The organism is Enterococcus quebecensis (assembly GCF_001730365.1).
Classification (GTDB): Bacteria; Bacillota; Bacilli; order Lactobacillales; family Enterococcaceae; genus Enterococcus_L; species Enterococcus_L quebecensis.
The window spans coordinates 14,936-41,610 of the sequence record NZ_MIKB01000005.1; the positions used below are offsets into that span (position 1 = coordinate 14,936).

General features: G+C 35.1%; 20 protein-coding genes. 15 read left to right on the top strand and 5 right to left on the bottom strand.

What is annotated here, in order from left to right; genetic code table 11:
* Positions 1-140 precede the first annotated feature (140 nt).
* From BCR23_RS04290 to pheT, 5 genes are all read left to right on the top strand, one after another.
* Positions 141-3,719, top strand: a complete 3,579-nt coding sequence (locus BCR23_RS04290) for a PD-(D/E)XK nuclease family protein (RefSeq protein ID WP_069634259.1) — start codon at positions 141-143, stop codon at positions 3,717-3,719.
* Positions 3,712-7,512, top strand: a complete 3,801-nt coding sequence (gene addA / locus BCR23_RS04295; RefSeq protein ID WP_069634260.1) for a helicase-exonuclease AddAB subunit AddA — start codon at positions 3,712-3,714, stop codon at positions 7,510-7,512. Before BCR23_RS04290 ends, addA begins: the two co-directional genes overlap by 8 nt.
* A gap of 60 nt (positions 7,513-7,572) precedes the next feature.
* The gene (locus BCR23_RS04300; RefSeq protein ID WP_069634261.1) at positions 7,573-7,917 is read left to right on the top strand and encodes a winged helix-turn-helix transcriptional regulator; all 345 of its coding nucleotides are present in this window, start codon (positions 7,573-7,575) and stop codon (positions 7,915-7,917) included.
* A gap of 368 nt (positions 7,918-8,285) precedes the next feature.
* Positions 8,286-9,332: a phenylalanine--tRNA ligase subunit alpha gene (gene pheS, locus BCR23_RS04305; RefSeq protein WP_069634262.1), complete on the top strand. Its 1,047-nt coding sequence runs from the start codon at positions 8,286-8,288 to the stop codon at positions 9,330-9,332.
* A gap of 6 nt (positions 9,333-9,338) precedes the next feature.
* Positions 9,339-11,762 (top strand): phenylalanine--tRNA ligase subunit beta, encoded by a 2,424-nt coding sequence (pheT, locus tag BCR23_RS04310; protein WP_069634263.1) that lies wholly within the window; start codon positions 9,339-9,341, stop codon positions 11,760-11,762.
* Positions 11,763-11,814: 52 nt separating this feature from the next.
* Here the strand turns inward: pheT and BCR23_RS04315 are convergent, their stop codons facing one another.
* Genes BCR23_RS04315 through BCR23_RS04330 form a run of 4 tightly spaced genes read right to left on the bottom strand, consistent with a single transcriptional unit; the run spans position 11,815 to position 14,825 of the window.
* Positions 11,815-12,471 carry an amino acid ABC transporter permease gene (locus tag BCR23_RS04315; RefSeq protein ID WP_141706693.1) on the bottom strand — a complete coding sequence of 219 codons (657 nt, stop codon included), beginning with the start codon at positions 12,469-12,471 and terminating at the stop codon, positions 11,815-11,817.
* 12 nt (positions 12,472-12,483) lie between these two features.
* Positions 12,484-13,182, bottom strand: coding sequence for an amino acid ABC transporter permease (locus BCR23_RS04320; protein WP_069634264.1), 699 nt, complete (start codon positions 13,180-13,182; stop codon positions 12,484-12,486).
* 44 nt (positions 13,183-13,226) lie between these two features.
* Positions 13,227-14,048, bottom strand: coding sequence for a transporter substrate-binding domain-containing protein (locus BCR23_RS04325; protein WP_069634265.1), 822 nt, complete (start codon positions 14,046-14,048; stop codon positions 13,227-13,229).
* Between the two features lie 48 nt (positions 14,049-14,096).
* Entirely contained in the window at positions 14,097-14,825 is a 729-nt protein-coding gene (locus tag BCR23_RS04330) for an amino acid ABC transporter ATP-binding protein (RefSeq protein WP_069634266.1), read from the bottom strand.
* 443 nt (positions 14,826-15,268) lie between these two features.
* Here BCR23_RS04330 and racE point away from each other — a divergent pair, with 443 nt between their 5' ends.
* The 9 genes from racE (at position 15,269) to BCR23_RS04375 (ending at position 24,109) form a co-directional block, all read left to right on the top strand.
* Positions 15,269-16,102, top strand: coding sequence for a glutamate racemase (gene racE, locus BCR23_RS04335; protein ID WP_069634279.1), 834 nt, complete (start codon positions 15,269-15,271; stop codon positions 16,100-16,102).
* On the top strand, positions 16,089-17,438 hold the full coding sequence (rph, locus tag BCR23_RS04340; protein WP_069634267.1) for a ribonuclease PH: 1,350 nt from the start codon (positions 16,089-16,091) through the stop codon (positions 17,436-17,438). Before racE ends, rph begins: the two co-directional genes overlap by 14 nt.
* A 10-nt stretch (positions 17,439-17,448) precedes the next feature.
* Positions 17,449-17,964 (top strand): metallophosphoesterase, encoded by a 516-nt coding sequence (locus BCR23_RS04345; protein WP_069634268.1) that lies wholly within the window; start codon positions 17,449-17,451, stop codon positions 17,962-17,964.
* Between the two features lie 248 nt (positions 17,965-18,212).
* Positions 18,213-18,710, top strand: a complete 498-nt coding sequence (gene cbpB, locus BCR23_RS04350; protein WP_069634269.1) for a cyclic-di-AMP-binding protein CbpB — start codon at positions 18,213-18,215, stop codon at positions 18,708-18,710.
* A gap of 120 nt (positions 18,711-18,830) precedes the next feature.
* Positions 18,831-19,532, top strand: coding sequence for a 2,3,4,5-tetrahydropyridine-2,6-dicarboxylate N-acetyltransferase (gene dapD, locus BCR23_RS04355; RefSeq protein WP_069634270.1), 702 nt, complete (start codon positions 18,831-18,833; stop codon positions 19,530-19,532).
* A gap of 198 nt (positions 19,533-19,730) precedes the next feature.
* Positions 19,731-20,882: an efflux RND transporter periplasmic adaptor subunit gene (locus BCR23_RS04360; protein WP_069634271.1), complete on the top strand. Its 1,152-nt coding sequence runs from the start codon at positions 19,731-19,733 to the stop codon at positions 20,880-20,882.
* Complete coding sequence (locus BCR23_RS04365) at positions 20,875-21,555, top strand: ABC transporter ATP-binding protein (RefSeq protein WP_069634272.1); 681 nt, start codon at positions 20,875-20,877, stop codon at positions 21,553-21,555. The genes BCR23_RS04360 and BCR23_RS04365 overlap by 8 nt, the downstream gene beginning before the upstream one ends.
* Positions 21,552-22,757 (top strand): ABC transporter permease, encoded by a 1,206-nt coding sequence (locus BCR23_RS04370; RefSeq protein ID WP_069634273.1) that lies wholly within the window; start codon positions 21,552-21,554, stop codon positions 22,755-22,757. Before BCR23_RS04365 ends, BCR23_RS04370 begins: the two co-directional genes overlap by 4 nt.
* A gap of 224 nt (positions 22,758-22,981) precedes the next feature.
* A complete protein-coding gene (locus BCR23_RS04375; protein WP_069634274.1) occupies positions 22,982-24,109 on the top strand; it encodes an N-acetyldiaminopimelate deacetylase in 1,128 nt (375 codons plus the stop codon).
* A gap of 42 nt (positions 24,110-24,151) precedes the next feature.
* Here BCR23_RS04375 and BCR23_RS04380 read toward each other — a convergent pair whose 3' ends face one another.
* The gene (locus tag BCR23_RS04380; RefSeq protein ID WP_069634275.1) at positions 24,152-25,084 is read right to left on the bottom strand and encodes a mechanosensitive ion channel family protein; all 933 of its coding nucleotides are present in this window, start codon (positions 25,082-25,084) and stop codon (positions 24,152-24,154) included.
* 140 nt (positions 25,085-25,224) lie between these two features.
* Here BCR23_RS04380 and BCR23_RS04385 point away from each other — a divergent pair, with 140 nt between their 5' ends.
* The gene (locus tag BCR23_RS04385) at positions 25,225-26,241 is read left to right on the top strand and encodes a branched-chain amino acid aminotransferase (RefSeq protein ID WP_069634276.1); all 1,017 of its coding nucleotides are present in this window, start codon (positions 25,225-25,227) and stop codon (positions 26,239-26,241) included.
* The last annotated feature ends 434 nt before the right edge of the window (positions 26,242-26,675 follow it).

Consider the following 26,675-nt stretch of genomic DNA (forward strand, 5'->3'; position numbering starts at 1 on the left):
GAGCAAACATGTAACTCTTTAAAGAATAAGAAAGCTCTCTTTTAATTAAGGGGCTTTTTTTGTTGAATAGTGATTATCATATTTGATGGCGATCTATGATAAACTAAGAGGTATCAGACATTTATAAAGGATGTGACAACATGAGCCTACAATTTATCCGTGGAACTGCTGAAATGGACTTAGAAGAAGTACTTTTGCAAGAATCCGTTAAGTGGTTATCAGAAAAAGATACAAATGAAGTTTTTTATTTGGTACCAAACCATATGAAATTTGAACAAGAAATCAATGCGCTTAAGCGAATAAAATATATACAAAATAATCAAAGTGATTCCATTGCTACGATGCGTTTACAGGTATTTAGTTTTTATCGATTAGCTTGGTACTATTTACAACATACTCAATACTATAGCGCTGAAGTACTCTCTGAAGCTGGAGCTGCAATGGTTTTTAGGAAGATTTTAACAGAAAATGAAGAATCATTAAAAGTCTTCCGTGGAGAAATCAATAAATCTGGTTTTATTCAACAATTATTTGATTTATATCAGGAAATGAAAGAAGGAAACATTGATTTAGAAGAACTATTTGGTCTTTTATCAGGAGAAAATGCTGATAGCAAAGAGCAAGATTTGCAACTGAAGGTTCAAGATATTAAATTGATTTTCTCAAAATTTGAAGAAACCATGAGTCAATATGGGATTAAGTCAGCAGAAATCATTAATTATTTAACAGAGTATCTAGAGAATCAGGATTTGAGTAATGTTTTGTTTGTGGTGAATGGTTATCACCGATTTTCAGCAAGAGAGTTAAAATTGATAGATGTTTTAATGCGTAAAGGCGGAGAGGTTAAAATTTCTTTGGTTTTGGACAAAAAATATCCAAGTGAGCTACCTTCAATGATGAACTTATTTTATGAAACAGGTACTACCTACAATAAGTTGTATCAATTAGCTAGAAAATCAAATGTAGCTATTCTGCCTGATTATGTTGAGAAAAACAACTTTTTGATTGTTAATGATGGTCTTAAAACTCTGGAAGATTACTGGGTTAAGGCACAGGAGAATCATCCTCAAAAAAACAAAAAAATGATAGATGATGACTCTGTACAACTTTGGTGTGCAGAAAATCTTAAAGAAGAAATTAGTCATATTGCTAAAGAAATTAGGAGATTGGTCGTTGAAGAGAATTATCGCTATAAAGATATTCAGATACTCACACGAGAATTGGATAGTTATGAAACTATGATCGAGCCTGTATTTTCTTTGCATGAAATTCCAATCTATTTGGATCGAGACATGGCAATGGAACAGCATCCATTAGTTGAGTTTATTCAATCCTTATTTGCTATTCATGCCTATCGATATCGCTATCGTGATGTATTACGTTTTTTAAGAACGGAACTATTTTTCCAAATCGAAGATCAAACTTCAATGGAAGAGTGGCAAATAGAACGGAATGAATGGCGTCGTAAAATTGATGTAACCGAAAATGTAGTGCTTGCGTATGGGTATGAAGGGTATCATTGGGAAAAAGACAAAGATTGGCACTTTATTCGCTATGATTTCGAAGCAGACCAACAAGATGACACTGAAATGATTGAAAAAGACGCCAATACTGTTCGGAAAATGATACAGCAAACAATCCCAACGTTTTTTGAGAAGATCGAAAAAGCCCAAACAGGTATGGAAGCGGCTGACCATTTTTATCAATTTTTAGTGAGCAGCGGAGTGGAAAAGCAATTAATGATGTGGCGTAATCAAGCAATTAGCACAGGACAATTAGAATCCGCTAGAAATCATGAACAAACATGGCAAGCCTTGATGACCCTTCTGGATGAGTATGTAACAATCTATGGAAATGATTCTTTTAACTTGGCTATATTTGAAGAAATATTTTCCAGTGGTTTAGAAGGGTTGCGCTACAATAAAGTACCGACAGCTATAGATCAAGTACAAGTTCGTGCCATTGATCTTGCTCGACCAGGGCAGGCAAAGGTTGTTTTTGCCATTGGTTTGACAGATCAAGTGTTACCGCAAAAGTTTGATAACAAAACACTGTTTTCTGATGAAGAACGACAATTTGTTAATGGTTATTTGGATGAAGGGCAATTTTTATTGAACGACACAAGAAAAAGCATTGCTAAAGAACCTTTCAATGCATATATCATGTTTTCTTCAGCAACAGAGCGCTTGTATTTTTCATATCCAAGCGTGAAAGATACAACCAAAGATGTAAAAATCTCTACTTATCTAAAAAATATTCAATATGATTTAGGGTTGAATATGCAACAGCGAAACACGTTAGCGATTTCGGATAATCAGCAGGTTAGCTTGGAACATATTGGGACTTATCGGACATTGATAAGCGATCTGACAAATTTGAAACGACAGAAAAAAGAAACACAAGAAGGTATTTTACCATTTTGGTTAACGATGGAACGCGAATTAATGACGCAAGCCCAAGCGGATTTAGCCACACATGTCTTTGAAAGTTTGGGACATCAAAACTTGCCTGAGAATTTGCAAGATCAATTAGCAGATGAGTTGTATAGCAAGCAGATTTATACTTCTGTTTCAAGAATGGAAAGTTTTTATCATTGCCAGTACCAATACTTCTCTCGATTTGGTTTAGGATTAAAAGAAAGAGATGTTTTTGGACTATCTCCAGCTGCAACAGGTGAATTTTTCCACGAAGCATTGGATCAATTCTTTAAATTATTGATTATGCAAAATAAACAATTATCTGAACTGACAGATCGAGAAGTCAATGAATTTACAGAGCAAGTCTTAAATGCTGTTTTTGGTGAAATCAAATTTTCAATTCTTGATTCATCAAATCGAATGAATTACATTCGTTATCAGTTGGGACAGACAATCAAAAAAGTTAGTTGGGCATTGAGACGGCAAAGTGAACGAAGTGGTATGAGCACTGTTCAAACAGAAGTGCTATTTGGTCAAATTGCTAGTCAAAAAGGGATACAGGGGCTAGAATTACCCTTGCAAAATGGCGGAAATATAAGTGTTAGAGGGAAAATCGACCGCTTGGATCAGCTAGTAACACCTGATTCTGTATATTTAGGAGTTATTGATTATAAGTCTAGTCATAAAAAGTTTAATATCACAGAAGCCTATTACGGACTAGCCATGCAAATGTTGACTTATCTAGATGTTGCTTTAATGGATGCCGTAAATCTAGTTGGGAAGGCAGCCAAACCGGCTGGATCGTTTTACCTTCATGTTCATAATCCAATTTTATCCTATGAAACAGAAGATAAAAAAGAGCAACAACTTTTAAAGAAATTTCAATTTGATGGCTTATTATTAAATGATCCAGTTTTATTGGAAAATTTGGATAGGAGTTTACAAGCTAAACAAAGTTCATTGATTTTTCCAATTGAAGAATCTGCTAAGGAAATTATTAAGCCAGGGCGACGTCAAGAAGACAAATTTGTTACGGAGCCTGAACTAGAGTCTTTATTAACACATAATCGTAGTAAATTTATCGAAGCTGGGAATAAGATCACTAGTGGAGAGATTGATTTAAACCCTGCATATCAAGGGAAAGAACGCATTGCTTGTCGTTTTTGTCCATTTAAAAGCGTCTGTAATTTTGATGTAATGCTAAAAGAGAATAATTACAATCGAATCGAAACATTGTCCAAAAAGGAAGTAATGGATCGTTTGGTTGAAAATGAGCAGGAAGGAGGATCAATCGATGAGTAAAGAAATTCCTTTACGTCCAGAAAATGAACAATTTACTGATAATCAGTGGCAAGCAGTCTTTGACGGTGACGAAAATATTTTAGTTTCAGCTTCTGCTGGTTCTGGAAAAACGACAGTTCTTGTTCGTCGAGTCATCGAAAAACTAAAAAGTGGAGTAGATATTGACCGTCTATTGATTGTAACTTACACAGAAGCTGCAGCTAAAGAAATGAAAGAGCGGATTCAGACAGCTCTTCAAAAGGCAATCACAAGCGAAAGTGACCAAGAACGAAAACAGCACTTTGTTAAGCAACTGACCTTGCTTCCAACCGCTAATATCAGTACACTCCATGCATTTTGTTTAACTGTGATCCGCCGTTTTTATTATTTGATTGAAATGGACCCAGTTTTTCGTTTATTAACAGATGAGACTGAGATGCTGCTATTAAAAGAAGATGTTTGGGATGATCTTAGAGAGCAATTCTATGCTGAAAATCGAGAACCTTTTTATCAATTGACTAGCAATTTCTCCAATGATCGTAGTGACGATGGATTAACGCGTTTAATTTTTTCTCTTTATGAATTTGCTAGAGCTAATCCAGATCCAGAGGACTGGTTGAATCATTTAGCAGATAGTTATCGTGTGACTGGACAATTAGGAGATTCTGCGCTATTTCAAGAATTTTTAAAGCCACAAATAATGGAAACCTTGTTTCGTTGCATAGATCGTTATGAAGAAATGATTCGCCTGACAGAAGGGGAAGAAAAACTAGAAAAAATAGCTATCCTAGCTAGAAATGAAAAAGAATTTGTTGAGACATTCTCCAGTCAATTAGCAGATAATGATTTAGAATCTGGATTTGATGTTTCAAAAACTGTAACCTTTGAACGTTATCCAACAGTACGTGCAGAAGAATTAAAAGAAACTGCTAGTCAGGCAAAAAATCTACGTGAGCAAAACAAAAAAGCGATAAATGACATACTGACAAACTTATTTACTTTATCACCTGAACAAATGAAAGAAATCTTGGAAAAGTCACTTCCTGTTGTCGAAGAAATGGCTAAAGTAGGTAAATCGTTTATTGATGAATACAGTAGTCAGAAATTAAAAAAAGGATTAGTTGATTTCAATGATTTGGAACACTTTACCTTAGCAATATTAGCGAAAAAAGAAGCTGGTGAATGGATAGAGACAGAAGCATCGAAGTATTATCGGGATAAATTTGATGAAGTTTTAGTTGATGAGTACCAAGATATCAATCGCTTGCAAGAGACGATTATTTATTGGCTAAGAAGACCAATAGCTGAAGAAGGAAACTTGTTTATGGTTGGCGATGTAAAGCAGTCGATCTATTCGTTTCGTTTAGCTGATCCCACTTTATTCATCGAAAAGTATAATCAATATGGGCAGAATAAAGATGGAAAAAGGATCGTTTTAGCTGAGAATTTTCGTTCTAGAAAAAATGTTTTAGATTTTACCAATTTAGTTTTTGAACAGTTGATGGATGAACGCGTGGGACAAATTGCCTATGATGAAGCAGCAAAGTTGGCTCATGGTTTTGATCAGTTTTTAGAAGCGGAAAACTATGATACTGAGCTGTTGATATACGAAAAAAAATCAGGACAACTAGAAGAACCTATAAAATCAGAGGACTCACAACTAATCTTGGAGGATAAAACGGAAGGCGAGCTACACATGACAGCTCTTAAAATCAGAGAGTTAGTAGATAATGAATTTTTGATTTATGATAAATCAACGAAAGAAAATCGACCAATTACCTACAAAGACATTGTGTTATTGTCACCAACCAAGAAAAACAATTTGACAATTTTAGAAATATTTAAAGTAGCAGGGATTCCGATTCAAGTAAATGATGCCCAAAATTATTTCCAAGCAACAGAAGTTCAAACAATGGTTGCTCTATTGCAAATTATTGATAATCCTTATCAGGATATTCCATTAGCAGCTGTATTACGCTCTCCGATTGTTGGCTTGAAAGAAAATGAATTAGTTATGATACGCTTGGCCGCTAAGAAAAGTTCTTATTATGATGCTTTTTTAACTTTTAACCAAACTGAAACTTTAGACAAAGATCATCAAGCTTTAAAAGAAAAAACACTAAGGTTTTCGAAGTGGTTGGAGAATTGGCGAGAAATGGCTAGACGAAATCAATTAGCTACGCTGATCTGGCATATTTATCAAGATACTGCGTACTTAGATTATGTAGGAGGTATGCCAGCAGGTAAACAAAGACAAGCCAATTTATATGCATTAGTTGAACGTGCAGCCAGCTATGAACAGACAAGTTTTCGTGGTTTATTTCAATTTGTTCGTTTCATTGAGAAGATGCAAGAAAAAGATAAAGATTTAGCTGAGCCTGTGATTTTAAGTGAAGAAAATGCCGTTCGAGTAATGACAATCCATGCAAGTAAAGGGTTGGAATTTCCAGTTGTGTTTATTTTGGATATGACGAAAGAGTTTAACCTTGGGGATTTGAATGAGCGATATATTTTTGACGATCGATTAGGCGTAGGCATTCGTTATCTGGATCAAACAGATCGAATGCTATACGAAACGTTACCATTTTTAGCTATCAAACAGGCAAAGTTAAAAAAATTACTTTCAGAAGAAATGCGTAAATTATATGTAGCTTTAACAAGGGCTGAACAAAAATTGTACCTTGTAGGCTCATATAACGATCAAGATGCGACCTGGAAAGAGTGGTTGAAAGTCGGAGACGTTCAAACAAAAGTTTTACCAAGTGAAAATCGCTTGCAAGGTAAAAGTAGTTTAATGAATTGGGTAGGAATGAGTTTGATACGTCATCACAAAATGAAAGAGTTCCAAACGGAATATTTAACGGAGAATGTAGGGGAAGTTACAAAACATCCGGCAAATTTCTCTGTTACTTTTAAGACAGAAAAAGAAATTCAGGAACAGTTTATGTCTCTGCAATTTATTGATACGTCTTTGATAAAAGGAGAACATAGTGACAACAATGATCCTAAAATGATAGAAAAAGCTCGTCACCGTTTAGATTATATTTACCCATTTCAATTATCAACAAAAACAACAAATTACCAGTCTGTATCTGAAATCAAACGTGTATTTGAAGATCCTGATAACAAAGAAATTGCTAAAATAGAATTAGGTGAAAAAAACACAATCCAATCAGCACCAATGATTGTTCATCGAATGAGTGAAGGGGAACTTGGGAAACCCCGATTTATAGAAGCAATTCGAAAAGCATCTGCAGTTGAGATCGGCACAGCCACTCATTATCTATTGCAGCTTTTGGATTTAACCAAAGAACCTATAAAAGAGAGTATCGAAGAGCTAGTTGAGGAATTGATCCAAACGAAGATTATTCAAGAAAATATTGCAAAACAAATCAATATTGATCAAATCCTAGCTTTTTATCAAACCAAATTAGGACAACAGCTCTTAGCCAATCCTACTCAAGTAGTTCGTGAACAACCATTTTCGATGCTGTTAAAAGCTGAAGAATTAATCAAAGACTATCCGAAAGAGACAGATGATGATTTGTTGATTCATGGAATGATTGATGGTTATATAATTCAGAAAGATGCTTGTATTTTATATGATTACAAAACTGATTTTGTCCAAAACATTGATGATGTCCAAGAAATAAGAAAAGTCATTCAGCGATATAGAGGACAATTAAATTTGTATCGAAAAGCCCTAGAACAAACGACAAACAAACAGGTGACCCAGGTATTTTTGATATTATTATCAGCTGGAATCATCATTGACATGGATCAAGAAAAAATTATTGAAAAAATGAATGAATAAAAGCAAATATACTTACAAATTGTAAGTTGTGTGCTATACTCATTTCACGAGGTGAGGAAAATGGAGCAAGTAAAAACAACCGAATTTTCACTATGCCCTAAATTTGAAAAAGCTTTTGCGATTTTAGGAAAAAAATGGAATGGTTTGATTATTGATGTCTTGTTGGAAAATGGTCCTCAACGTTTTGGTGAGTTAAAACAGAAAATTCCAGAGTTAAGCGATCGAGTATTAGTTGAACGCTTGAAAGAACTGGAAATCGAAGGTGTTATCTTGAAAGCTGTTCGCTGTGATGAGAGTAGCCGTCTAGAATATTTTCTCACAAATAAAGGCATGGACTTACAACAAGCGATGGAACAAATCCAAAAATGGGCAGAAAGATGGGTCACCGCTGAAGAATGCAGTTGACCTAAGGCACAATTTCTTGTAAACTGTAATCAATTGAATAATGGAAAATGTTGATGGAAAAAAGTAATTTGGCTGATACGAAAAAGGGAAAATCTGTCTTAGACTGCAAACAGATTACGTAATCGAAAAATGAAATTCACTTCCGGAGTTTGTTTGTTCTAGAGAGAGCAGACCGGTGAAAGCCGTTATAAGAATTGAGTGCATGATTTTTTGTCATGAAGTAGGATGGTAACACGATAGCTCGTTCCTTTATAAAGGAGCGGGCTATCGTTTTTTATTTTGTCCACACGTTGACTGAAAGATAAAAGCAAGATTCGCACTTAAAACAATTCAATTCCATTAAACATATATAAGAAAGGAATAGAAAAATGACATTAAAAGCTCAATTAGAAGCATTAAGAGATGAGACATTAGCTAATATTGAAAATGTGGCTGATCTTAAAGCCTTAAACCAAATCAGAGTAGAAACCTTAGGTAAAAAAGGTCCGATTACAGAAGTGTTGAGAGGGATGAAAGACTTATCTGCTGAAGAGCGTCCTATAGTAGGAAGCTTTGCAAATGAGATTCGTGATCTATTGACTGAAGCTCTTGAAGGACGTAAAGAAGTCTTAGAAACAGCTGCCTTAAATGCGGCACTAGACCAAGAAACCATAGATGTGACTTTGCCAGGAAAGCAAATGAGTCATGGAACTCGTCATGTGTTATCACAAGTAATGGAAGAAATCGAAGATATTTTTGTAGGTATGGGCTATCAAATTGTTGAAGGTTATGAAGTTGAGTCTGATCATTATAATTTTGAACGAATGAATTTACCTAAAGATCACCCAGCCCGTGATATGCAAGATACATTTTATATTTCAGATGAGATTTTGATTCGCACTCATACATCACCTGTTCAAGCTAGAACAATGGAAAAACATGATTTTTCAAAAGGTGCATTGCGCATGGTTTCTCCTGGGAAAGTGTTTCGTAGAGATACTGATGACGCAACACATAGTCATCAATTCCATCAAATCGAAGGCTTAGTTATCGATAAAAACATAACAATGGGCGACCTTAAAGGTACATTAGAAGTTGTCATGAAAAAAATGTTTGGTGAAGATCGTAAAATCCGTCTACGTCCAAGTTATTTTCCATTTACTGAACCATCCGTTGAAGTTGATGTTAGTTGTTTCAAGTGTGGTGGATCAGGTTGTAATGTATGTAAACAAACGGGCTGGATCGAAATTCTAGGTGCTGGTATGGTTCATCCGGATGTTTTGAAAATGTCAGGGATTGATCCAAACGAGTACAGTGGTTTTGCCTTTGGATTAGGTCCGGATCGTGTGGCGATGTTACGTTATGGTGTCAATGATATTCGTAATTTCTATCAAAATGACTTGCGTTTCTTAAATCAGTTCAAGGTAAAGGAGTAATCGACAATGTTAGTTTCTTATAAATGGTTAAGTGAATATTTAGATCTTTCAAAAATTTCTGCAAAAGAATTATCCGACCAAATGTCTTTGACAGGTATTGAAGTTGAAGGGGTGGAAGTACCAGAAGAAGGCTTGAAGAAAATAGTCGTAGGAGAGGTTAAAGAATGTGTTCCTCATCCTGATTCAGATCATTTATCGATTTGTCAGGTAGACATTGGAGAAGAAGAATTATCGCAAATCGTTTGTGGTGCGCCAAATGTAAAAGCTGGAATCAAAGTGATCGTGGCGTTACCTGGTTCTAGAATTACTGGTAACCAAAAAATTAAAAAAGGAAAAATGAGAGGCGAAGTCTCAAATGGAATGATTTGTTCCTTACAAGAATTAGGTTATTCAGATAACGTGATTCCTAAAATATATTCCGAAGGTATTTATTATATGCCTGAAGAAGCAGTGAATGGCAATGATGTTTTTCCGTATTTAGACATGGATGATCATATTATTGAGTTGTCTATCACGCCAAATCGCGCAGATGCATTAAGTATGCGCGGAGTTGCTTATGAAGTAGGGGCAATCTATCGTCAAACGCCTAAATTTAATGATGAAATTTTAGTAGAAGATACGAGTGAAACTGCTGCTGATTATGTATCTGTAGAAGTAGAAGATAAAAAAGATGTACCAGCGTATCAAATCAGAGTGATCAAAGACGTTAAAGTAGCTGAAAGTCCATTATGGCTGCAAAATCGTTTAATGAATGAAGGCATTCGTCCGATTAATAACGTAGTTGACGTAACGAACTACATTCTTTTATTATTTGGACAGCCGTTACATGCCTTTGATTATGATAAGTTAGAAAGTAAAAATATTTTAGTAAGACGTGGAAAACACGGAGAAGAACTAGTCACTTTAGATGGAGAAACAAGAAAAGTTTCTGAAGAGAACATTGTAATTACAAATGGGTCAATCCCAGTTGCTTTAGCAGGAGTAATGGGCGGTGAGGATTCAGAAATTACTGACGGAACAACTACGGTTGCATTGGAATCAGCATTATTTGATTCTTTATCTGTTCGTAGAACATCCAAAGAATTTAATTTACGTAGTGAATCTTCTAGTAGATTTGAAAAAGGCATCAATCATGCAACTATTGGAGAAGCAGGTGATGTTGCTGCTGCCATGATTGCTACATTAGCTGGTGGAACAGTCGTTTCTGGCAAAAGTGTTGGTTCTGAAATAAAGTTGGAAGACGTTAAAGTTGCTGTGACACTTTCAAGAATCAATGATTATTTAGGCACTGAATTAGATCAAGCAACTGTTAGTGAAATTTTTGAAACATTAGGTTTCTCATACACAGTCAACGAGGAGAAGTATGTTGTTACAGTTCCTCATAGACGTTGGGATATCACAATCGAAGCTGATTTGATTGAAGAGGTTGCACGTATTTATGGATATGACAATTTGCCATCCACGTTGCCAAAAGGTGAGACAGTCGCTGGTAGTCTAACAAATGGACAACTATTAGTTCGCAAAGTTAAAGGCTTGTTAGAAGGCTGTGGCGCAAGTGAAGCCATTAGCTACGCCTTGACAACAGAAGAAAAGTCTCGTCAATTCATGATGAGAGAAAGTCTAACAACAACTCTACAATGGCCGATGAGTGAAGAACGTTCTGTTTTAAGAATGAACTTGATTTCAGGTTTGTTAGACGATGTTGCTTATAATGTAGCTCGTAAAAATACAAATGTTGCTCTTTATGAGATCGGACGAGTGTTCTATCAAGATAAAGATCCTAAGAAAGACCTGCCTTATGAAGAAAATCATTTAGGACTTGTTCTTTCTGGAAACACAGTGGTAAAAGATTGGCAAACGAAAGAAACACCTGTTGATTTTTATACAATCAAAGGAATGCTGGATGTATTATTTGAATCTGTTGGTATCGCTGATAAGATTTCCTATGAAGGCACAAAAGAAATCAAAGAATTACATCCAGGTAGAACGGCTTCAGTAAAACTGAATGCAACTGTTATTGGCTTTATTGGTCAAGTTCACCCAACAATCGCCAAAGAGTACGAGATTCCAGAAACCTATGTTGCTGAATTAAATCTCCAAGCGATCATTGAAGAAGAAAATACTCCTTTAGTGTATCAGCAAGTTTCAAAATTCCCGGCAATTTCTAGAGACATCGCCTTACTTGTTGATGAATCAGTAACGAATCAAGAATTAGCTGGAACGATTTCTAAATATGCTGGAAAATTCTTACAGTCTATCCGTCTATTTGATGTTTACCAAGGTGAGAATATCGCTGAAGGTAAAAAATCAATGGCTTACAGTTTGACTTTTGTGAATGCTGAGGCAACGTTAGTCGACGAAGAGATCAATAAATCACTTGAAAAGGTGGAAAAAGCGTTAGTTGAGCAATTTGATGTAACGATTAGATAATAAAAAATCCACGAACTTTCTTAACTGAAAGCTCGTGGATTTTATTTATTTCTTATGCCCAGTTTCGAGATAGCCATCTAGAAAATTGAGAAATAGAAAAATTAATGACGAAATACATTAAAGCAACCAATCCGTAAATCATAAAAACCTGTTCCGTTTGGGCGTAACGTCCCATCAAGATATACGATTTTCCAAATAACTCTTGTAAAGCGATAACCGAATACAAGAAGCTAGTATCTTTGATGACGGTCACGAATTGAGAAACGATCGCAGGTAAAACATTGCGAATCGCCTGTGGCAAAACAATATACACAAGGATTTGAAAATTGCTAAAACCTTGCGAACGAGCTGCTTCTTTTTGACCTTTATCTACACCATTCAAACCACCTCGAATAATTTCTGCCAAGGCGGCCGTAGTGAAAACAGTGAAACTAACGATACCTGCAGGAGTTGATTTGATTTTAAATATCAAGAAAATCACGTAAATCCACAACAAATTAGGGATGTTCCGTACAACTTCAATGTATAGACTAGATAAAAATTTTAAAGGTCCTTTCTTTTGGTTGCGTAGAACAGCAAGAATTGTTCCGAAAATTGTACTTAAAACAATTGACACAAAAGAAATATAAAGAGTAAGCTTTAAACCGTCAAATAAAAAACGCAAATTATTGCCGGTCAAAAGTTGATGTATTTGTTCTGAAAAAGACATTGTTGCGTCCTCCTATCTGGTATATGCTTTCTTATTGTTTTCTTCCATTCTTCGAGCCAATTTAGCTAGCGGGAAGCATAGAATAAAGTAAAGGAATCCTGCTGTAGCAAAAGCGGGAATATAGTTTAAATTAATGGAAGACCAACTGTTTGCCGTAAACATGATATCAGCACCAGAGATGATCGCAACGGTAGACGTGTTTTTAATCAAATTGACAATCTGATTTGTCAAAGGAGGCAACATAATTCGCCATGCCTGAGGTAAAATAATATATCGCATCGTATCGCCATAAGAAAAACCTTGTGAATAAGCCGCTTCAAACTGACCTTTAGGAACTGCTCCAATTCCAGAACGGACAACTTCCGAAATGTATGCGCCATGATAAACTCCAACGCAAATAATAGCAATCGTAGTTGTTGAAAAAGTCAATGCAGGACTTATTAAAGGAAAACCATAATACACTACAATAAACTGAATCAACAGCGGTGTATTCTGAAAAAATTCAACATAAACACGGCTAACTATATTCAGCAGCTTGTTGTTCAACGCTGATAGACTACCAAAGAAAATACCTAAAAGCATTGCAACGACCAGCGAACCAACGGCTAAAAGAATCGTATACAGAAAAGCGTCACCGAAGAGTTTCCAGTCTTTCAATAATGCTTCCCATCGATAGAGTGCAAAAGGGCCTGCATTCGCTATAATGAACATCTAATATCCTCCTAAATCTGAACAAAATATAAAATCAAGAAGCCTTAATCTAGATTCCATGCTTTGTAAATTTTATCTAATGTGCCATCTTGTTCCCATTTTTTTATCAATTCATTCAAATAATCATTTAATTCTGTATTCGCTTTTTTTGTAGCGATACCATATTCTTGAGGGGAGAAACCATCTTTAAGAATTTCAGTTTTATCATCTACGTAACCTGTTAGAATAGATTTATCAACAGAAAAGGCATCAATTCTTTTTGAAGTTAAGGCGGTTTTCAGTTCAGGATAAGAACCAAGTTCTTGGTATTTGAAAGAAACACCTAATTTTTTTGCCTGTTTCTCAATTGCTTCTTTTGTTGTTGAAGATTGAACAACTCCAATAGTCTTTCCATCTAAGCTTGCGGTATCTTTGAATTTATCTGCTTTTCTTACTAAGAAACCAACTTCGTCTTTGTAATAAGGCGTTGTAAAGTTATAAGTTTCTTTGCGTTCGTCTGTGATTGTAAAAGTAGCGATCACCATATCTAATTCGCCATTATCCAATAATGGTCCACGAGTTTTAGCAGTGACACCAATGAACTCTACATTATCTTCACTGCCAGTCAATTCTTTGGCAATCAAACGGGCGATGTCTGGTTCCATCCCTTCGTTTTTATTTGTATCTGGATTCATATAGCCGAAGTTTGGTACATCTTCCTTAATCCCAACTTTAATCACTCCAGAATCTTTGATTTTTTTGATACTAGTTGATTTATTATCAGTAGATGAATCAGATTTTTTATCGTTTTCGCTGCTGCAACCTACCATCAATCCTAGCAATAGAGTGAGAGTGAGTGTGCCTATAAATTTTTTTGTTTTTTTCATTAAAAATTCCTCCTTGTAAATAGTGTGTTGTTTGATGGAATCAAATTGTTAGTTATGAATGATTTTGCTTAGAAACTCTTTTGCACGGTCATTTTCAGTGCTGGTAAAGAAATGTTCAGGTGTTCCTGTTTCGATGATTTGACCATTATCCATAAAAATCACTTTGTCAGCAACTTGCCTTGCAAAGCCCATTTCATGGGTTACACAAATCATGGTGATGTTTTGTTTAGATAAATCAACCATAACATCTAATACTTCTTGAATCATTTCCGGATCAAGTGCCGAAGTTGGCTCATCAAAAAGAATGATTTCTGGATGCATATTTAAAGCTCTGGCGATCGCTACACGTTGTTGTTGGCCGCCAGAAAGTTGAGCAGGATATGCATTTGCTTTATCAGCTAACCCAACTCTTTCTAAGTACTCCATTCCAGTTTTTGTTGCTTCTTCTTTACTAACGCCTTTAACTTTGATGGGTGCTAAGGTAAGATTTTGAATAATTGTTTTGTGGGCATATAAGTTAAAACTTTGGAAAACCATTGCCGCTTTTTGTCGAACTTTTTGAATTGGAGCCTTAGGTTTGGTAATATCGATGCCATCTACATAGATATTACCATCACTGACTTTTTCTAAACCGTTGATACATCGAATTAAGGTGCTTTTACCAGAACCAGAAGGGCCGATAATCACAATCTTTTCACCTTCTTCGACGTTCAGAGAGATATCTTTTAATACATGATGGTCTCCAAAAAACTTGTTTACATGTTCCAATGAAATCATAATTTTTCTCCTTTATGTATAGTTTTATCACATCGTTTTTTTTAATTGGTAATGTCAAATTGAATGAGAGAGGATAAACGGAAATTTTAAAGCGATATTTGACTATGTATGATAAGGTTTAAAATTTAAGGGGTTTCCTTTTACACAGTTGTTTATTTAGATTAAGCAACAATCTTATTTTCATAATATAAAAACAATTATCTCTTATAATTAATCCTATCATCATAAATCTATTCGTTTGTTAATGTTAGAAATTATAACATAAGAAAAATAAGATTACTAGTTTTTTTTGAAGAAAGAGAAAAGCAAGTATAAAAGCTTTCAGCAAATAGGATAATCCTGAATAAAAGAATGATATAATGATAAAAGAGGGTTAATAAAACTTGAAAAATAATACTAAAAAGTAGAAAATAAGAGTGTTGAAAAAATACTGTAAAGGTTTGATTGAGTTGAATAATCATGAAGCGATAGGATTTATAGATTCCGGAGTCGGTGGACTTACGGTTGTTAAAGAAGCATTACGACAATTACCTAATGAACGGTTGATTTATCTTGGAGATACTGCAAGGTGTCCATATGGGCCTAGGCCTGCGGAACAAGTCGTTCAATTCACTTGGGAAATGAGTAATTTTCTTTTAGAAAAAAAGATTAAAATGTTAGTGATTGCGTGTAATACAGCTACAGCTGTAGCGTTAGAAGAAATCAAATCTCAGTTGGATATACCAGTCGTTGGTGTCATTTTACCAGGAACTAGAGCGGCTTTAAAAGCAACGAAAAATAACCGTGTGGGTATAATTGGGACTGCTGGAACGATCAAAAGCGGTGCCTATGAAATTGCTTTGAAAAATAAAGCGCCGAAAACATTTGTTTCTAGTTTAGCTTGCCCAAAATTTGTTCCCATTGTTGAAAGTAATGAGTTTCACTCCTCTGTAGCTAAAAAAGTAGTTTCAGAGACACTAAACCCATTATTACTGAAGAAGCTGGATACATTGATTTTAGGCTGTACACATTATCCATTATTACGCCCATTGATTCAAAATGTTATGGGAAATGAAGTGAAATTGATTGATTCGGGTGCTGAAACAGTTAGTGAGGTTAGCATGTTGTTGGATTATTTTGATATTGCAAATACTCCAGAACATAAAAATAAAGCAAATGAATTTTATACAACGGGTTCTAAAAAAATGTTTAAAGCCATTGCTAATGATTGGTTGGATTTAGAAACAATCACAGTTGAACAGGTTCGATTAGGAGGAATGAAACATGGTCAGACATGATGGTAGACAAGTAAAAGAATTGAGAAAAATTACTATAGAAACGAATGTTTATAAACACCCAGAAGGGTCAGTAGTGATTTCTTTTGGAGATACTAAAGTTATTTGTTCTGCAACCGTGGAAGAAAAAGTGCCACCATTTTTAAGAGGTGAGGGAACTGGTTGGGTAACAGCTGAATATAGTATGTTGCCAAGAGCTACTAACACAAGAAATATCCGAGAAAGTGCTAAAGGAAAACTGACTGGCAGAACAATGGAGATTCAACGCTTAATCGGACGTTCACTTAGAGCAGTAATTGATTTGAAAAAATTAGGAGAACGTAGTATTATCGTTGACTGTGACGTTGTGCAAGCGGACGGGGGCACTCGAACAGCAAGTATTACTGGAGCATTTGTTGCTATGAAAATCGCAGTTGATAAAATGCTTCAAAAAGGTGATTTACAAGAAAATCCAATTAAAGAATACTTGGCGGCAGTTAGTGTTGGAATATTAAGTGAAGGCGAGTGCGTTCTTGATTTAGATTATAAAGAGGATTCTGCAGCCGCTGTCGATATGAATTTAGTGATGACTGAATCAGGTAATTTTGTTGAGCTGCAAGGAACAGGAGAAGAAGCAACATTTTCAGGTGATGAGCTAAATGCATTATTATTTTATGGGAAAACAGGAATCGAGCATTTGATTGCCTATCAAAAAGAGGCATTAATGAATCTGTCTATGGAAAATAATTATACTTCAGATGAGAATACAATCGTTATTGCTACTAGAAACCCAGGAAAAGCTAAAGAGTTTAAGAAAATTTTTGCTGAAAAAGGGTATCAAGTAAAAACATTATTAGATTATCCTGAACTACCTGATGTTGAGGAAACAGGCCAAACATTCGAAGAAAATGCGCGCTTAAAAGCCGAAACGATTGCTAATATCTTAAAACAGCCCGTTTTAGCAGATGATTCAGGATTGATTGTTGATGCCTTGGATGGCATGCCGGGAATTTTTTCTGCACGATTCGCTGGTAAACCAACGAATAATGCGGCGAATAATGCGAAATTACTGCATGAGTTAACGGGGGTTCCGAAAGAAAAACGAACAGCTACTTTTCATTGTACCCTTGTTTTTGCTGCTCCTAATAAAGAAAGTTTAGTGGTAGAAGGTGAATGGTCAGGTGAGATTGGGACAATCCCTCGTGGGGATAACGGATTTGGCTATGATCCACTATTTTTTGTACCAGAAGAGCAAAAAACAGCCGCAGAACTGTCAGATGACCGTAAAAATAAAATAAGTCATAGAGGACAAGCTGTAGCAAAACTTAGAAATCAATGGGAAAATTGGTTGAATAAATAGGAGGATTTACATGAAGTATCTAGTAGTAAGTGATAATCATGGGGATCGTGAAGTCTTAGTAGACTTAGTTGAAACCTATCGGGGAAACGTTGATAAAATGTTTCATTGCGGTGATTCAGAACTAGAACCAACCGATGTGTTGTGGAATGAGTTCATCGTTGTTAAAGGTAATTGTGATTATGATTCTGACTTTCCTGAAACAATCGTAGAAAAGAACGGTTTGGACACCATTTTCATGACACATGGTCATTTAGCGAATGTTCGCTTCGGTCTGGATAGAATAGCTTTGCAAGCGGCAGAAGTTAAAGCTACAATCGTGTTATTTGGTCATACTCACGAAATTGGTTGCGAAGTACACGCAAATGTTCTTTATTTGAATCCTGGAAGTATAAGTCAACCTAGAGGACCGATTCAATTGAAATCTTATGCTGTGATTGAAAGTACAAAAGATGAATTTATTATTCAATACTACGGACGTGATCATAAGCCTGTCAAAGAACTGCACTTTAGATTCGAAAAACATTGATTTATATTTGAAACGTAACGTGGTAAGAGCTTGTTTACCGAAATTAATCTGTATTTCAAGGGTCTAGATAGAACTCAAAGAGTTGTGTTAAAGACCCTTTAATTGATTTAAATTCAACGAATGAAGAAAGTAAGTGTAAATCTTAATTTTTTTTAAGAGTTATGAAAAAAGTTTGAATTTAAAGACATTTGCATTCGTTTTCTGTACAATGATAGTTGTGGCAAAGAAAATGAAATGGAGGCACTCCAATGATTGGATCTGCTGTAAAAGATTTATTATTAGAAAAAGAAGAAACTTTTTTAATACCTGCTGAAAATGTGGCAAATGTGATGTGTTTGAATCCGTTAAGCCATGCTTTATTGGTATTATCTCAAGTGAAATATTCGAAAATCCCTGTTTTAGATAAAGGTGATCGTTTTGTTGGCTTGATCAGTTTATCTGATGTTGTTGATAAAATGTTCGATATTACATCTGTTGATTTTGAAAAGCTAAAGGATTTTACTGTAGCTGATGTGATGGAGGTAAATGTTCCTGTAATTGGTGAAAAATGGGAATTAGAAGATGTACTTCATTTATTGGTAGATGCTTCGTTTTTACCTGTTGTAGATGATAATCAACGGTTTAAAGGTATTATTACGCGCAAAGAACTGCTAAAAGCAATCAATCATATGGCACATGAATTAGAACGAAAGAATACTATTCAGCCAAAATCGGATAGAGACTCTAAAGAGATGAAAGTGATTTGATTTTTTGTTATACATTCACTATTTTCTGGATTTTTGATAAGCTAAGAAACAAGAGTTAAATTGTACAATAAGCTGTTAAACTATTTTGTTTGGCTGCTGCAAATTGAAGGGAGTTATTCGATGGACGCATATGAAATCATTAGTTACATTGGGAATGCCGAGAAAAAAACACCAGTAAAAGTTACCTTAAAAGGAAAGTTAAAAGAAGTTACTTTTCCTGATGATATTCAAGCATTTACTAATTGTAAAACAGGAACACTTTTTGGTGAGTGGAAAGTAATTAAAGCTTTTCTAGAAGAAAACAAAGAAAACATAATCGATTATGTTGTTGAGAATGACGCTCGCAATTCCGCAATTCCAATGTTGGATATTAAAGAGATCAACGCTCGAATCGAACCAGGAGCTATCATCCGAGATCAAGTTGAAATCGGTGACAATGCAGTTATTATGATGGGTGCTGTAATTAATATCGGTGCTGTCATTGGAGACGGCACGATGATTGATATGGGTGCTATTTTAGGTGGTCGTGCGACTGTAGGTAAAAACTGCCATATTGGTGCAGGAACCGTTCTTGCAGGTGTTATTGAACCACCAAGTGCAGAACCTGTCGTAATAGAAGACAATGTTTTAATTGGAGCGAATGCTGTTGTTTTAGAAGGTATACGAGTAGGCGAAGGTGCAGTTGTTGCAGCAGGAGCGATTGTGGTTGACGATGTTGCACCCCATACAGTTGTTGCAGGTGTACCTGCCAGAAAAATCAAAGATATTGATGAAAAAACCAAAGGAAAAACGAATATGATGGACGAACTACGTAAATTATAATCCATTATCTTCATTGTTCTGTTATATTAAATGAAAGAATGAATTAAAACTTTTAAATAGTTTTAGTTCATTCTTTTTTTGTCCAAACGTTATATTAAACTTTCAAATATGTAAGAAAAATCCTTGCCTATTCAATTTTCAGTAAGATTATTCCTAGCTATAATCAGTTATATAGATAAAATAGGAGGAAAAATTAGTATGAAAAGTAAAAAAATGAAATTTGTGATTGGCGGTATTTTGATTGGTATAAGTATAGGAAGTTATTTTTTGTTTTTTCCTTCTTCTAAAAATGATGAGCCAAAATATAATGCATTTACTTTAGAAACGCTAGATCCTCTTCTTTTAAAAGGTGAGGTCAAAGCTACACAGACGGAAGATGTTTTCTACGATCAGACGTTAGGAAACATTGCAGCTATTCCAGTTAAACATGAGCAAGAAGTTAAGAACGGAGATGTTTTACTAAATTATCAAAATAGTGAAGCACAAAATAGAGCGGATCAACAGCAACGAACAGTTAATAAAAGTAACTTGTCAGCTCAACAAGCCGCTCAAAATTTAAATCGGGCACAAACACGCTACAACGAAGCACAAGCAAGTTTGAATCAAAGTAGATCACAGTTTGAACATGAAATAGATCCTGAGAAAAAAGAGGAGTTAAAGGGAAAAGTAGAACAACAAAAAACGGAAGTTACAAGTATAAACAATGAAGTCATTCAAGCGCAACAAGCTCTCGATTTAGCCTATACAGAGGTCAATGACGAAGCTGCTGCATTGGAATCGGAACAAGGGAAAATTTCGTCTAGTGTCAATGCATCGATGGATGGAGTGGCGATGGTCAATGAAGCGGGGAAAAAATCCCTAGAAGTCCCTTTAATACAAGTTTTAAGTAAGACCAAGCAAATCAAAGGAACAGTTACAGAATATGATTTGAATAAGTTGGAAATTGGTCAAGAAGTTAGTGTTACTTCAATAGGGTCTAGCGAAAGAGCGCAAGGAAAAATTAGTAGCATCAACCAACTACCTAAATCAAAAGGCAATAGTGACTCAGAGATTCCTACTTACGAATTTATTGTAGATGGTAATTTTTCGTGGGCGTATGGCTCTTCCGTCCAAGTTTCGTTAGAACAACCCCAACTGACGCTGCCTAAAAAAGCTGTTGTAACCAAGGATAAAAAAACGTTTGTTTATGTCTACAAAAATGGTCGAGCAACAAAGACTGATGTGAAAATAATTGAAAAAAATGGTGGGATAAGTGTAGCATCAGGTGTTTCAAAAGGAGAAAAAATCATTAGTAATCCAGATGAAGCATTAACCAATGATGCTGAAGTGCAGGTGATTGAAAATGATTAAACTAGAAAATATCAATAAATATTACTCACTGGAAGAAGAAAAACTACATGTTTTAAAAAATATTAATTTTGAAATCAAAGAAAAAGAGTTCGTTGCAGTTATGGGACCTTCAGGCTCAGGAAAATCAACGCTGATCAATTTGATTGGTTTCATTGATAAAAAATTTGAAGGGAAATATTTGTTTGAGGGAAAAGAGATCACAGATTTTTCGGACAAAGAGCTTTCCGCTATTAGAAATAAGTCAGTTGGATTCGTTTTTCAAAATTTTAGTCTGATCGAAAATAATACAGTATTTGAAAATATAGAATTGCCTTTATTATATAATGGTTCTGTTTACACAAACACGAAAGAACGAGTTCATGATGTATTAGAAAAAGTTGGTTTAGCAGATAAAGGAAATAAATATCCAAAACAGCTTTCTGGTGGCCAACAACAAAGGATAGCGATTGCCAGAGCAATTGTAAATTCCCCTAGATTCATTATAGCTGATGAACCGACAGGAGCATTGGATTCAAATACATCTGAAGATATTATGCAGTTATTTCAAGATTTGAATAGACAAGAAGGTGTAACGATTATTCTAGTTACCCATAACCCAGAAATGGTTTCATATTGTGATCGTTTGATACGGGTGAAAGATGGAGTGATAGTAGAAGAGGAGTTGATTAAATGAAGAATTTCATTATTTGGAAGACAGCATTGAAATCAATTTTAAAAAACAAAAAACGTAGTTTTTTAACAATGTTTGGTATTATTATTGGCATTGCTTCTGTCATCACGATTGTGTCTATTGGTAACGGATTTAAAAGAGATATGATTAATAAAATGTCAATGACTAACACCAATGAAAATGTTAGCAATATCATTTTTAATTATTATGATGTGTCGAATGCATTTGCTGAAAATGAGGTCTTTAAAAAAAGTGATTTTGATTTAATAAAAAATGTGACTGGTGTAAAAAAAGCTGATTTTTATAAAACAAAAAATAAAGTGACAGAGCGACAAGTAGAAATACACATTCGTGGTAAAAAGCTAACAAAAAAAATAGAACGTGTTGAAAAAACCACAGTAAACTTATTAGTTGGTCGTCAAATTGAACCTAAAGACAGTGAGACGTTAAATAAAGTAGTTGTGATTGACGAAATTTTAGCTCAAAAACTATATGGTGATACGGATAATGCTATAGGAAAAGGCTTTGATGTATCCAATGAATTATTCACTGTCGTTGGCGTTTCTTCTAGCGAAAGCGGAACATTGTCAATGGAGAATGAAGGAGCCTTGGCTTATTTCCCAATAAAGAGTTATGATCGCTATTATAATAAACCGAAAAGCCAAGCGATCTTGGATATAGAAGTTGAAGCCGGTGAGAACAAAAAAACGGTGGTTGCAGAGGTTTTGAAGCAGCTTAATTTTAATGGAAGTTTGAGAAATGCTGGAGAATATGAACGATATAACCCTAAGTCAGATATAGATCAGATAGGAAGCATTCTAGATAATCTTACATTGTTTATTTCAGCTGTAGCAGGAATTTCATTATTTATTGCTGGCGTGGGTGTTATGAATATGATGTATATTTCTGTTTCGGAGCGGACAAAAGAAATTGGAATTCGTCGTGCACTTGGCGCAACAGAAAAAGATATAAGAAAGCAATTTTTGGCAGAGGGGTTAACGTTGACTTTGCTAGGTGGACTAATTGGTTATTTATTGGGGATGATGCTAGGGGTGATTGCATCTGTATTCTTACCATTTGCAGTACGTCCAGACTTATTTACGATTGGATTAGCTGTAGGTATTTCCATTTTGATTGGTGTTGTGTTTAGTTATATGCCAGCGTCAGCTGCTTCTAAAAAAGATTTGATTGATATTATGAAATAAGTGAAATAGACTTAACCGATCTCAGAATTGGTTAGGTTTATTTTACTGTGAAAAAAATCTAAAATGATTTATAAAGAATAATTAACTTGGGCTAGCATTTTTTCATATGCGAAAGAGTGATGCTATGCTAAAAATTGGACTGATTTTTCTAACGATGGATTGACAGAAGCGTTTTTTTATTTAACAATAAGTCATAAGGAAAATAGAAAAGAGGTAGATGTATAGTGATTCAAGAACGATTAATAGAGATTCGTAGAGAGTTGCACCAAATACCGGAAATTGGCCTAGAAGAAGAAAAAACGCAAAAAAGATTGTTGGAAATAATCCGTTCAATTGATAAACATTATATAGAAATAAAAACGTGGAAGACTGGAATTTTAGTGTTCGTTGGCGGGAACTCTCCTGAAAAAACCATTGGATGGCGGTCAGATATTGATGGGTTGCCAATAACAGAAGAAGTTGTTTCTGATTTTCAATCGATTCATACGGGTTATATGCATGCATGTGGTCATGATTTTCATATGACGATTGGTTTAGGTTTGTTAGAACAATTGACATTAGAACAACCGAAAAATAATTATCTATTTCTTTTTCAACCTGCAGAGGAAAATGAAGCAGGTGGTATGTTAATGTATGAAGCGGGATCATTTGGTTCTTGGTTGCCGGATGAATTTTATGCTTTACATGTAAATCCAGACTTACCTGTTGGTACGGTGGCTACAAGAGTTGGAACATTATTTGCTGCAACGTGCGAAGTTCAAATCACTCTAAAAGGAAAAGGCGGACATGCTGCTTTTCCTCATGATTCAAATGATATGATCGTTGCAGGGATGAGTTTAGTTCAGCAAGCACAAACGATCGTCAGTCGAAATGTCAATCCAGTGGAAGGAGCTGTTGTTACTTTTGGAACATTCAATGCTGGAACCGCAACGAATGTTATAGCTGGTGAAGCAAAAATTTCTGGTACGATTCGTACACTAACTGAAGAGATGAATCAGTTAACACAAATCAGAATCAAAGAAATTGGTGAAGGAATTGCTAAGTCTTTCAATTGTGAAGTAGATGTCTTTTTAGATCAAAAAGGCTACCTTCCAGTGATTAATAACAAAGAAACAACAGAAAATTTCATCGCTTTTATGAAGCAAGAATCAAGCGTTGATTTCAAAGAAGCAGAAGTAGCGATGACTGGTGAGGATTTTGGCTATTTATTATCTAAAGTCCCGGGAACAATGTTTTGGTTAGGGGTAGATAGTCAGTACGGTCTACATTCAGCTCAGTTTAATCCAAAAGAGGAAGCCATACCGTTTGCTGTGAAATATATTAGTAGCTTTTTAAAATCATTAGATAAATAAAAAAACGATCCAGATCTTTTTGAAATGACCTGGATCGTTTTTTTATTTTAATGTGATTGGTGTGTTTGGAATGGTAAAATTTGCCTCAGATAATCGTTTAACATATTGAGCTAAAAATTCTTCTCTAATTATTTGTTGTTTACCATTTAAGACATACATAGTTGTTCGGACAGCGAAGTTACCGTTCCCAAGATCCACCATACCAAAAATTGTTGGACCTGTTTGAATAGTTTCTGTGAATTTTTCTTTTAATTCTTGATTAACATGATCAAGAATAGAAATAATCTCATCATATCCTTCATCTGGCATAATCCGAACATCGATCAAAACTTGCATATTTGACCGTGAAAGGTTACTGATAGTGGTGATATTACGATTAGGAATAAAATGAACAGTTCCATCCAATGCTTTCATTTGTGTGGTTCGAAGACCAACTGCAGTGACTATTCCTTCAATGCCTAATGTGGTTAAACGAATATAGTCTCCAACATCCATTTGTTGTTCTAAAATGATAAAAAAACCTGTAATAATATCATTCATAAATCCTTGTGCACCTAAACCAATCGCAACACCAGCAATACCCGCTCCAGCTAACAGCGAGCCAACAGGAACACCTATTATTGTCAGTAAGGAATAGATGAAAAAGAAGAATAAGGTATACTGAAAAGCGTTAATGATTAATGTATGTAATGTTTTTAAACGACTCTCACTTAATGTTTGTTTCTTACTATAATTCCCATAAGTACGGTCAATAAGAGCTTTACCTACACGATTTAGAATGCCAAAAAGTAAAATTAGAAATAGGAGATAAATTGTTTTTTCAATCAACGTTGCTAATATTTGATCCCAATTAATATCATTCCAAAACCGCTGAAGGGCATTGACTTTTTTTTCAGTAGCAACTTTTATATCAAGGGTAGAATCTAAAGTGCTTTCAAGGGTTTTACTTGATCCAGATTGTCCAATAATAAACAAGGAAATCTCACCTTTCTTTTTTAACTATGGTTATCTTACTATTATACTTGAATTTGAGAAAAGATGTTATTATTTATTTAAAAAGCTTAACAATTCCATTGGAAATATGTTACAATATTCTGAAAATAAGGAGTGATTACATGACAATAGAGTGGGATAAATTAGGCTTTGACTATATAAAAACACCATTTCGTTACATTTCAACTTGGAAAGATGGTAAGTGGGATGAAGGGGAATTGACGGAAGATAGCACCTTGCACATTCATGAAGGATCAGCAGCTTTACATTACGGACAGCAATGTTTCGAAGGTTTAAAAGCATATCGCTGTAAAGATGGATCAATTAATTTATTTAGAGTGGATGAAAATTCTAAACGAATGAATCGCAGTGCTAGACGCTTGTTGATGGCTGAAGTTCCAGAGGAGAAGTTTATTCAAGCGGTAGAGGAAGTAGTAAAAGCAAATGAAGCATTTGTTCCTCCTTATGGCAGCGGCGGTACGTTGTACATTCGGCCATTGTTGATTGGGGTTGGTGAAGGTATTGGTGTTCATCCAGCACCTGAGTATCTTTTTACTGTTTTCTGCATGCCAGTAGGTGCTTATTTTAAAGGCGGTCTAACACCTACAAACTTTATCGTTTCTGACTATGACCGAGCAGCCCCCCAAGGAACTGGAGCCATTAAAGTGGGTGGAAACTATGCGGCGAGTTTATTGCCAGGAGAAGAAGCCAGAGAAAAAAGTTTTTCAGATTGTATCTATCTTGATCCTGCCACACATACAAAAATTGAGGAAGTCGGTTCAGCCAATTTCTTCGGGATTACGAAAGATAATCGTTTTATAACACCATTATCCCCATCAATTTTACCAAGTATCACTAAGTATTCGTTGCTTTACCTAGCCGAACACAATCTAGGGATGGAAGCGGTAGAAGAAGATGTTTATCTAGATTCTTTGGACAAATTTAAAGAAGCTGGAGCTTGTGGAACAGCAGCTGTGATTTCACCTATCGGCGGAATTCAAACGTATGATGATTTCCATGTGTTTTATAGCGAGACAGAGGTTGGACCAGTGACGCAAAAACTCTATGATGAGCTGACAGGTATTCAGTTTGGTGATGTAGCTGCACCAGATGGTTGGATTAGAAATATAAAGGTATAGTTTATAACCTGGTAAAAAACAACGAGAGTTATTCGTTGTTTTTTTTTATTGAAAAGTCAAAAAAGAGGTATAGTTGCTTTGAGAAGCTGATGGTAAAGGAAATTTATTTGCGGTTGATACAGACGTTTGAAGATGCTGATTCTATAAAGGCTTGATCAACTGATTGGTGTTTATGAGTTGATTCGCTATGATGAATCAACGGAAAAAAGTTGTTCAGGAAAAACGAAAAAAAGCGTGAGGAAAAGAGAATGCTGAGGTTGCTGAATAATGTTCTGTTTGGTAAGTATAAATAAAAAAACGTTATTAATTTAATACATATGTGTTATAATTATGTCCAAATAACTATAAATTATTTGGAGGTTTTTATAATGGACTATTTGAAGAAAACAGAAATTGCTAACTGTTTAAATATAGCTAGAGGGATGATGGAAAAT

What these genes read in the sequence shown, in the direction of transcription:
- BCR23_RS04290 (WP_069634259.1), top strand. Translation starts at nt 141, where the DNA reads ATGAGCCTACAATTTATCCGTGGAACTGCTGAAATGGACTTAGAAGAA.
- addA (WP_069634260.1), top strand. Translation starts at nt 3,712, where the DNA reads ATGAGTAAAGAAATTCCTTTACGTCCAGAAAATGAACAATTTACTGAT.
- BCR23_RS04300 (WP_069634261.1), top strand. Translation starts at nt 7,573, where the DNA reads ATGGAGCAAGTAAAAACAACCGAATTTTCACTATGCCCTAAATTTGAA.
- pheS (WP_069634262.1), top strand. Translation starts at nt 8,286, where the DNA reads ATGACATTAAAAGCTCAATTAGAAGCATTAAGAGATGAGACATTAGCT.
- pheT (WP_069634263.1), top strand. Translation starts at nt 9,339, where the DNA reads ATGTTAGTTTCTTATAAATGGTTAAGTGAATATTTAGATCTTTCAAAA.
- BCR23_RS04315 (WP_141706693.1), bottom strand. Translation starts at nt 12,471, where the DNA reads ATGTCTTTTTCAGAACAAATACATCAACTTTTGACCGGCAATAATTTG.
- BCR23_RS04320 (WP_069634264.1), bottom strand. Translation starts at nt 13,182, where the DNA reads ATGTTCATTATAGCGAATGCAGGCCCTTTTGCACTCTATCGATGGGAA.
- BCR23_RS04325 (WP_069634265.1), bottom strand. Translation starts at nt 14,048, where the DNA reads ATGAAAAAAACAAAAAAATTTATAGGCACACTCACTCTCACTCTATTG.
- BCR23_RS04330 (WP_069634266.1), bottom strand. Translation starts at nt 14,825, where the DNA reads ATGATTTCATTGGAACATGTAAACAAGTTTTTTGGAGACCATCATGTA.
- rph (WP_069634267.1), top strand. Translation starts at nt 16,089, where the DNA reads ATGGTCAGACATGATGGTAGACAAGTAAAAGAATTGAGAAAAATTACT.
- BCR23_RS04345 (WP_069634268.1), top strand. Translation starts at nt 17,449, where the DNA reads ATGAAGTATCTAGTAGTAAGTGATAATCATGGGGATCGTGAAGTCTTA.
- cbpB (WP_069634269.1), top strand. Translation starts at nt 18,213, where the DNA reads ATGATTGGATCTGCTGTAAAAGATTTATTATTAGAAAAAGAAGAAACT.
- dapD (WP_069634270.1), top strand. Translation starts at nt 18,831, where the DNA reads ATGGACGCATATGAAATCATTAGTTACATTGGGAATGCCGAGAAAAAA.
- BCR23_RS04360 (WP_069634271.1), top strand. Translation starts at nt 19,731, where the DNA reads ATGAAAAGTAAAAAAATGAAATTTGTGATTGGCGGTATTTTGATTGGT.
- BCR23_RS04365 (WP_069634272.1), top strand. Translation starts at nt 20,875, where the DNA reads ATGATTAAACTAGAAAATATCAATAAATATTACTCACTGGAAGAAGAA.
- BCR23_RS04370 (WP_069634273.1), top strand. Translation starts at nt 21,552, where the DNA reads ATGAAGAATTTCATTATTTGGAAGACAGCATTGAAATCAATTTTAAAA.
- BCR23_RS04385 (WP_069634276.1), top strand. Translation starts at nt 25,225, where the DNA reads ATGACAATAGAGTGGGATAAATTAGGCTTTGACTATATAAAAACACCA.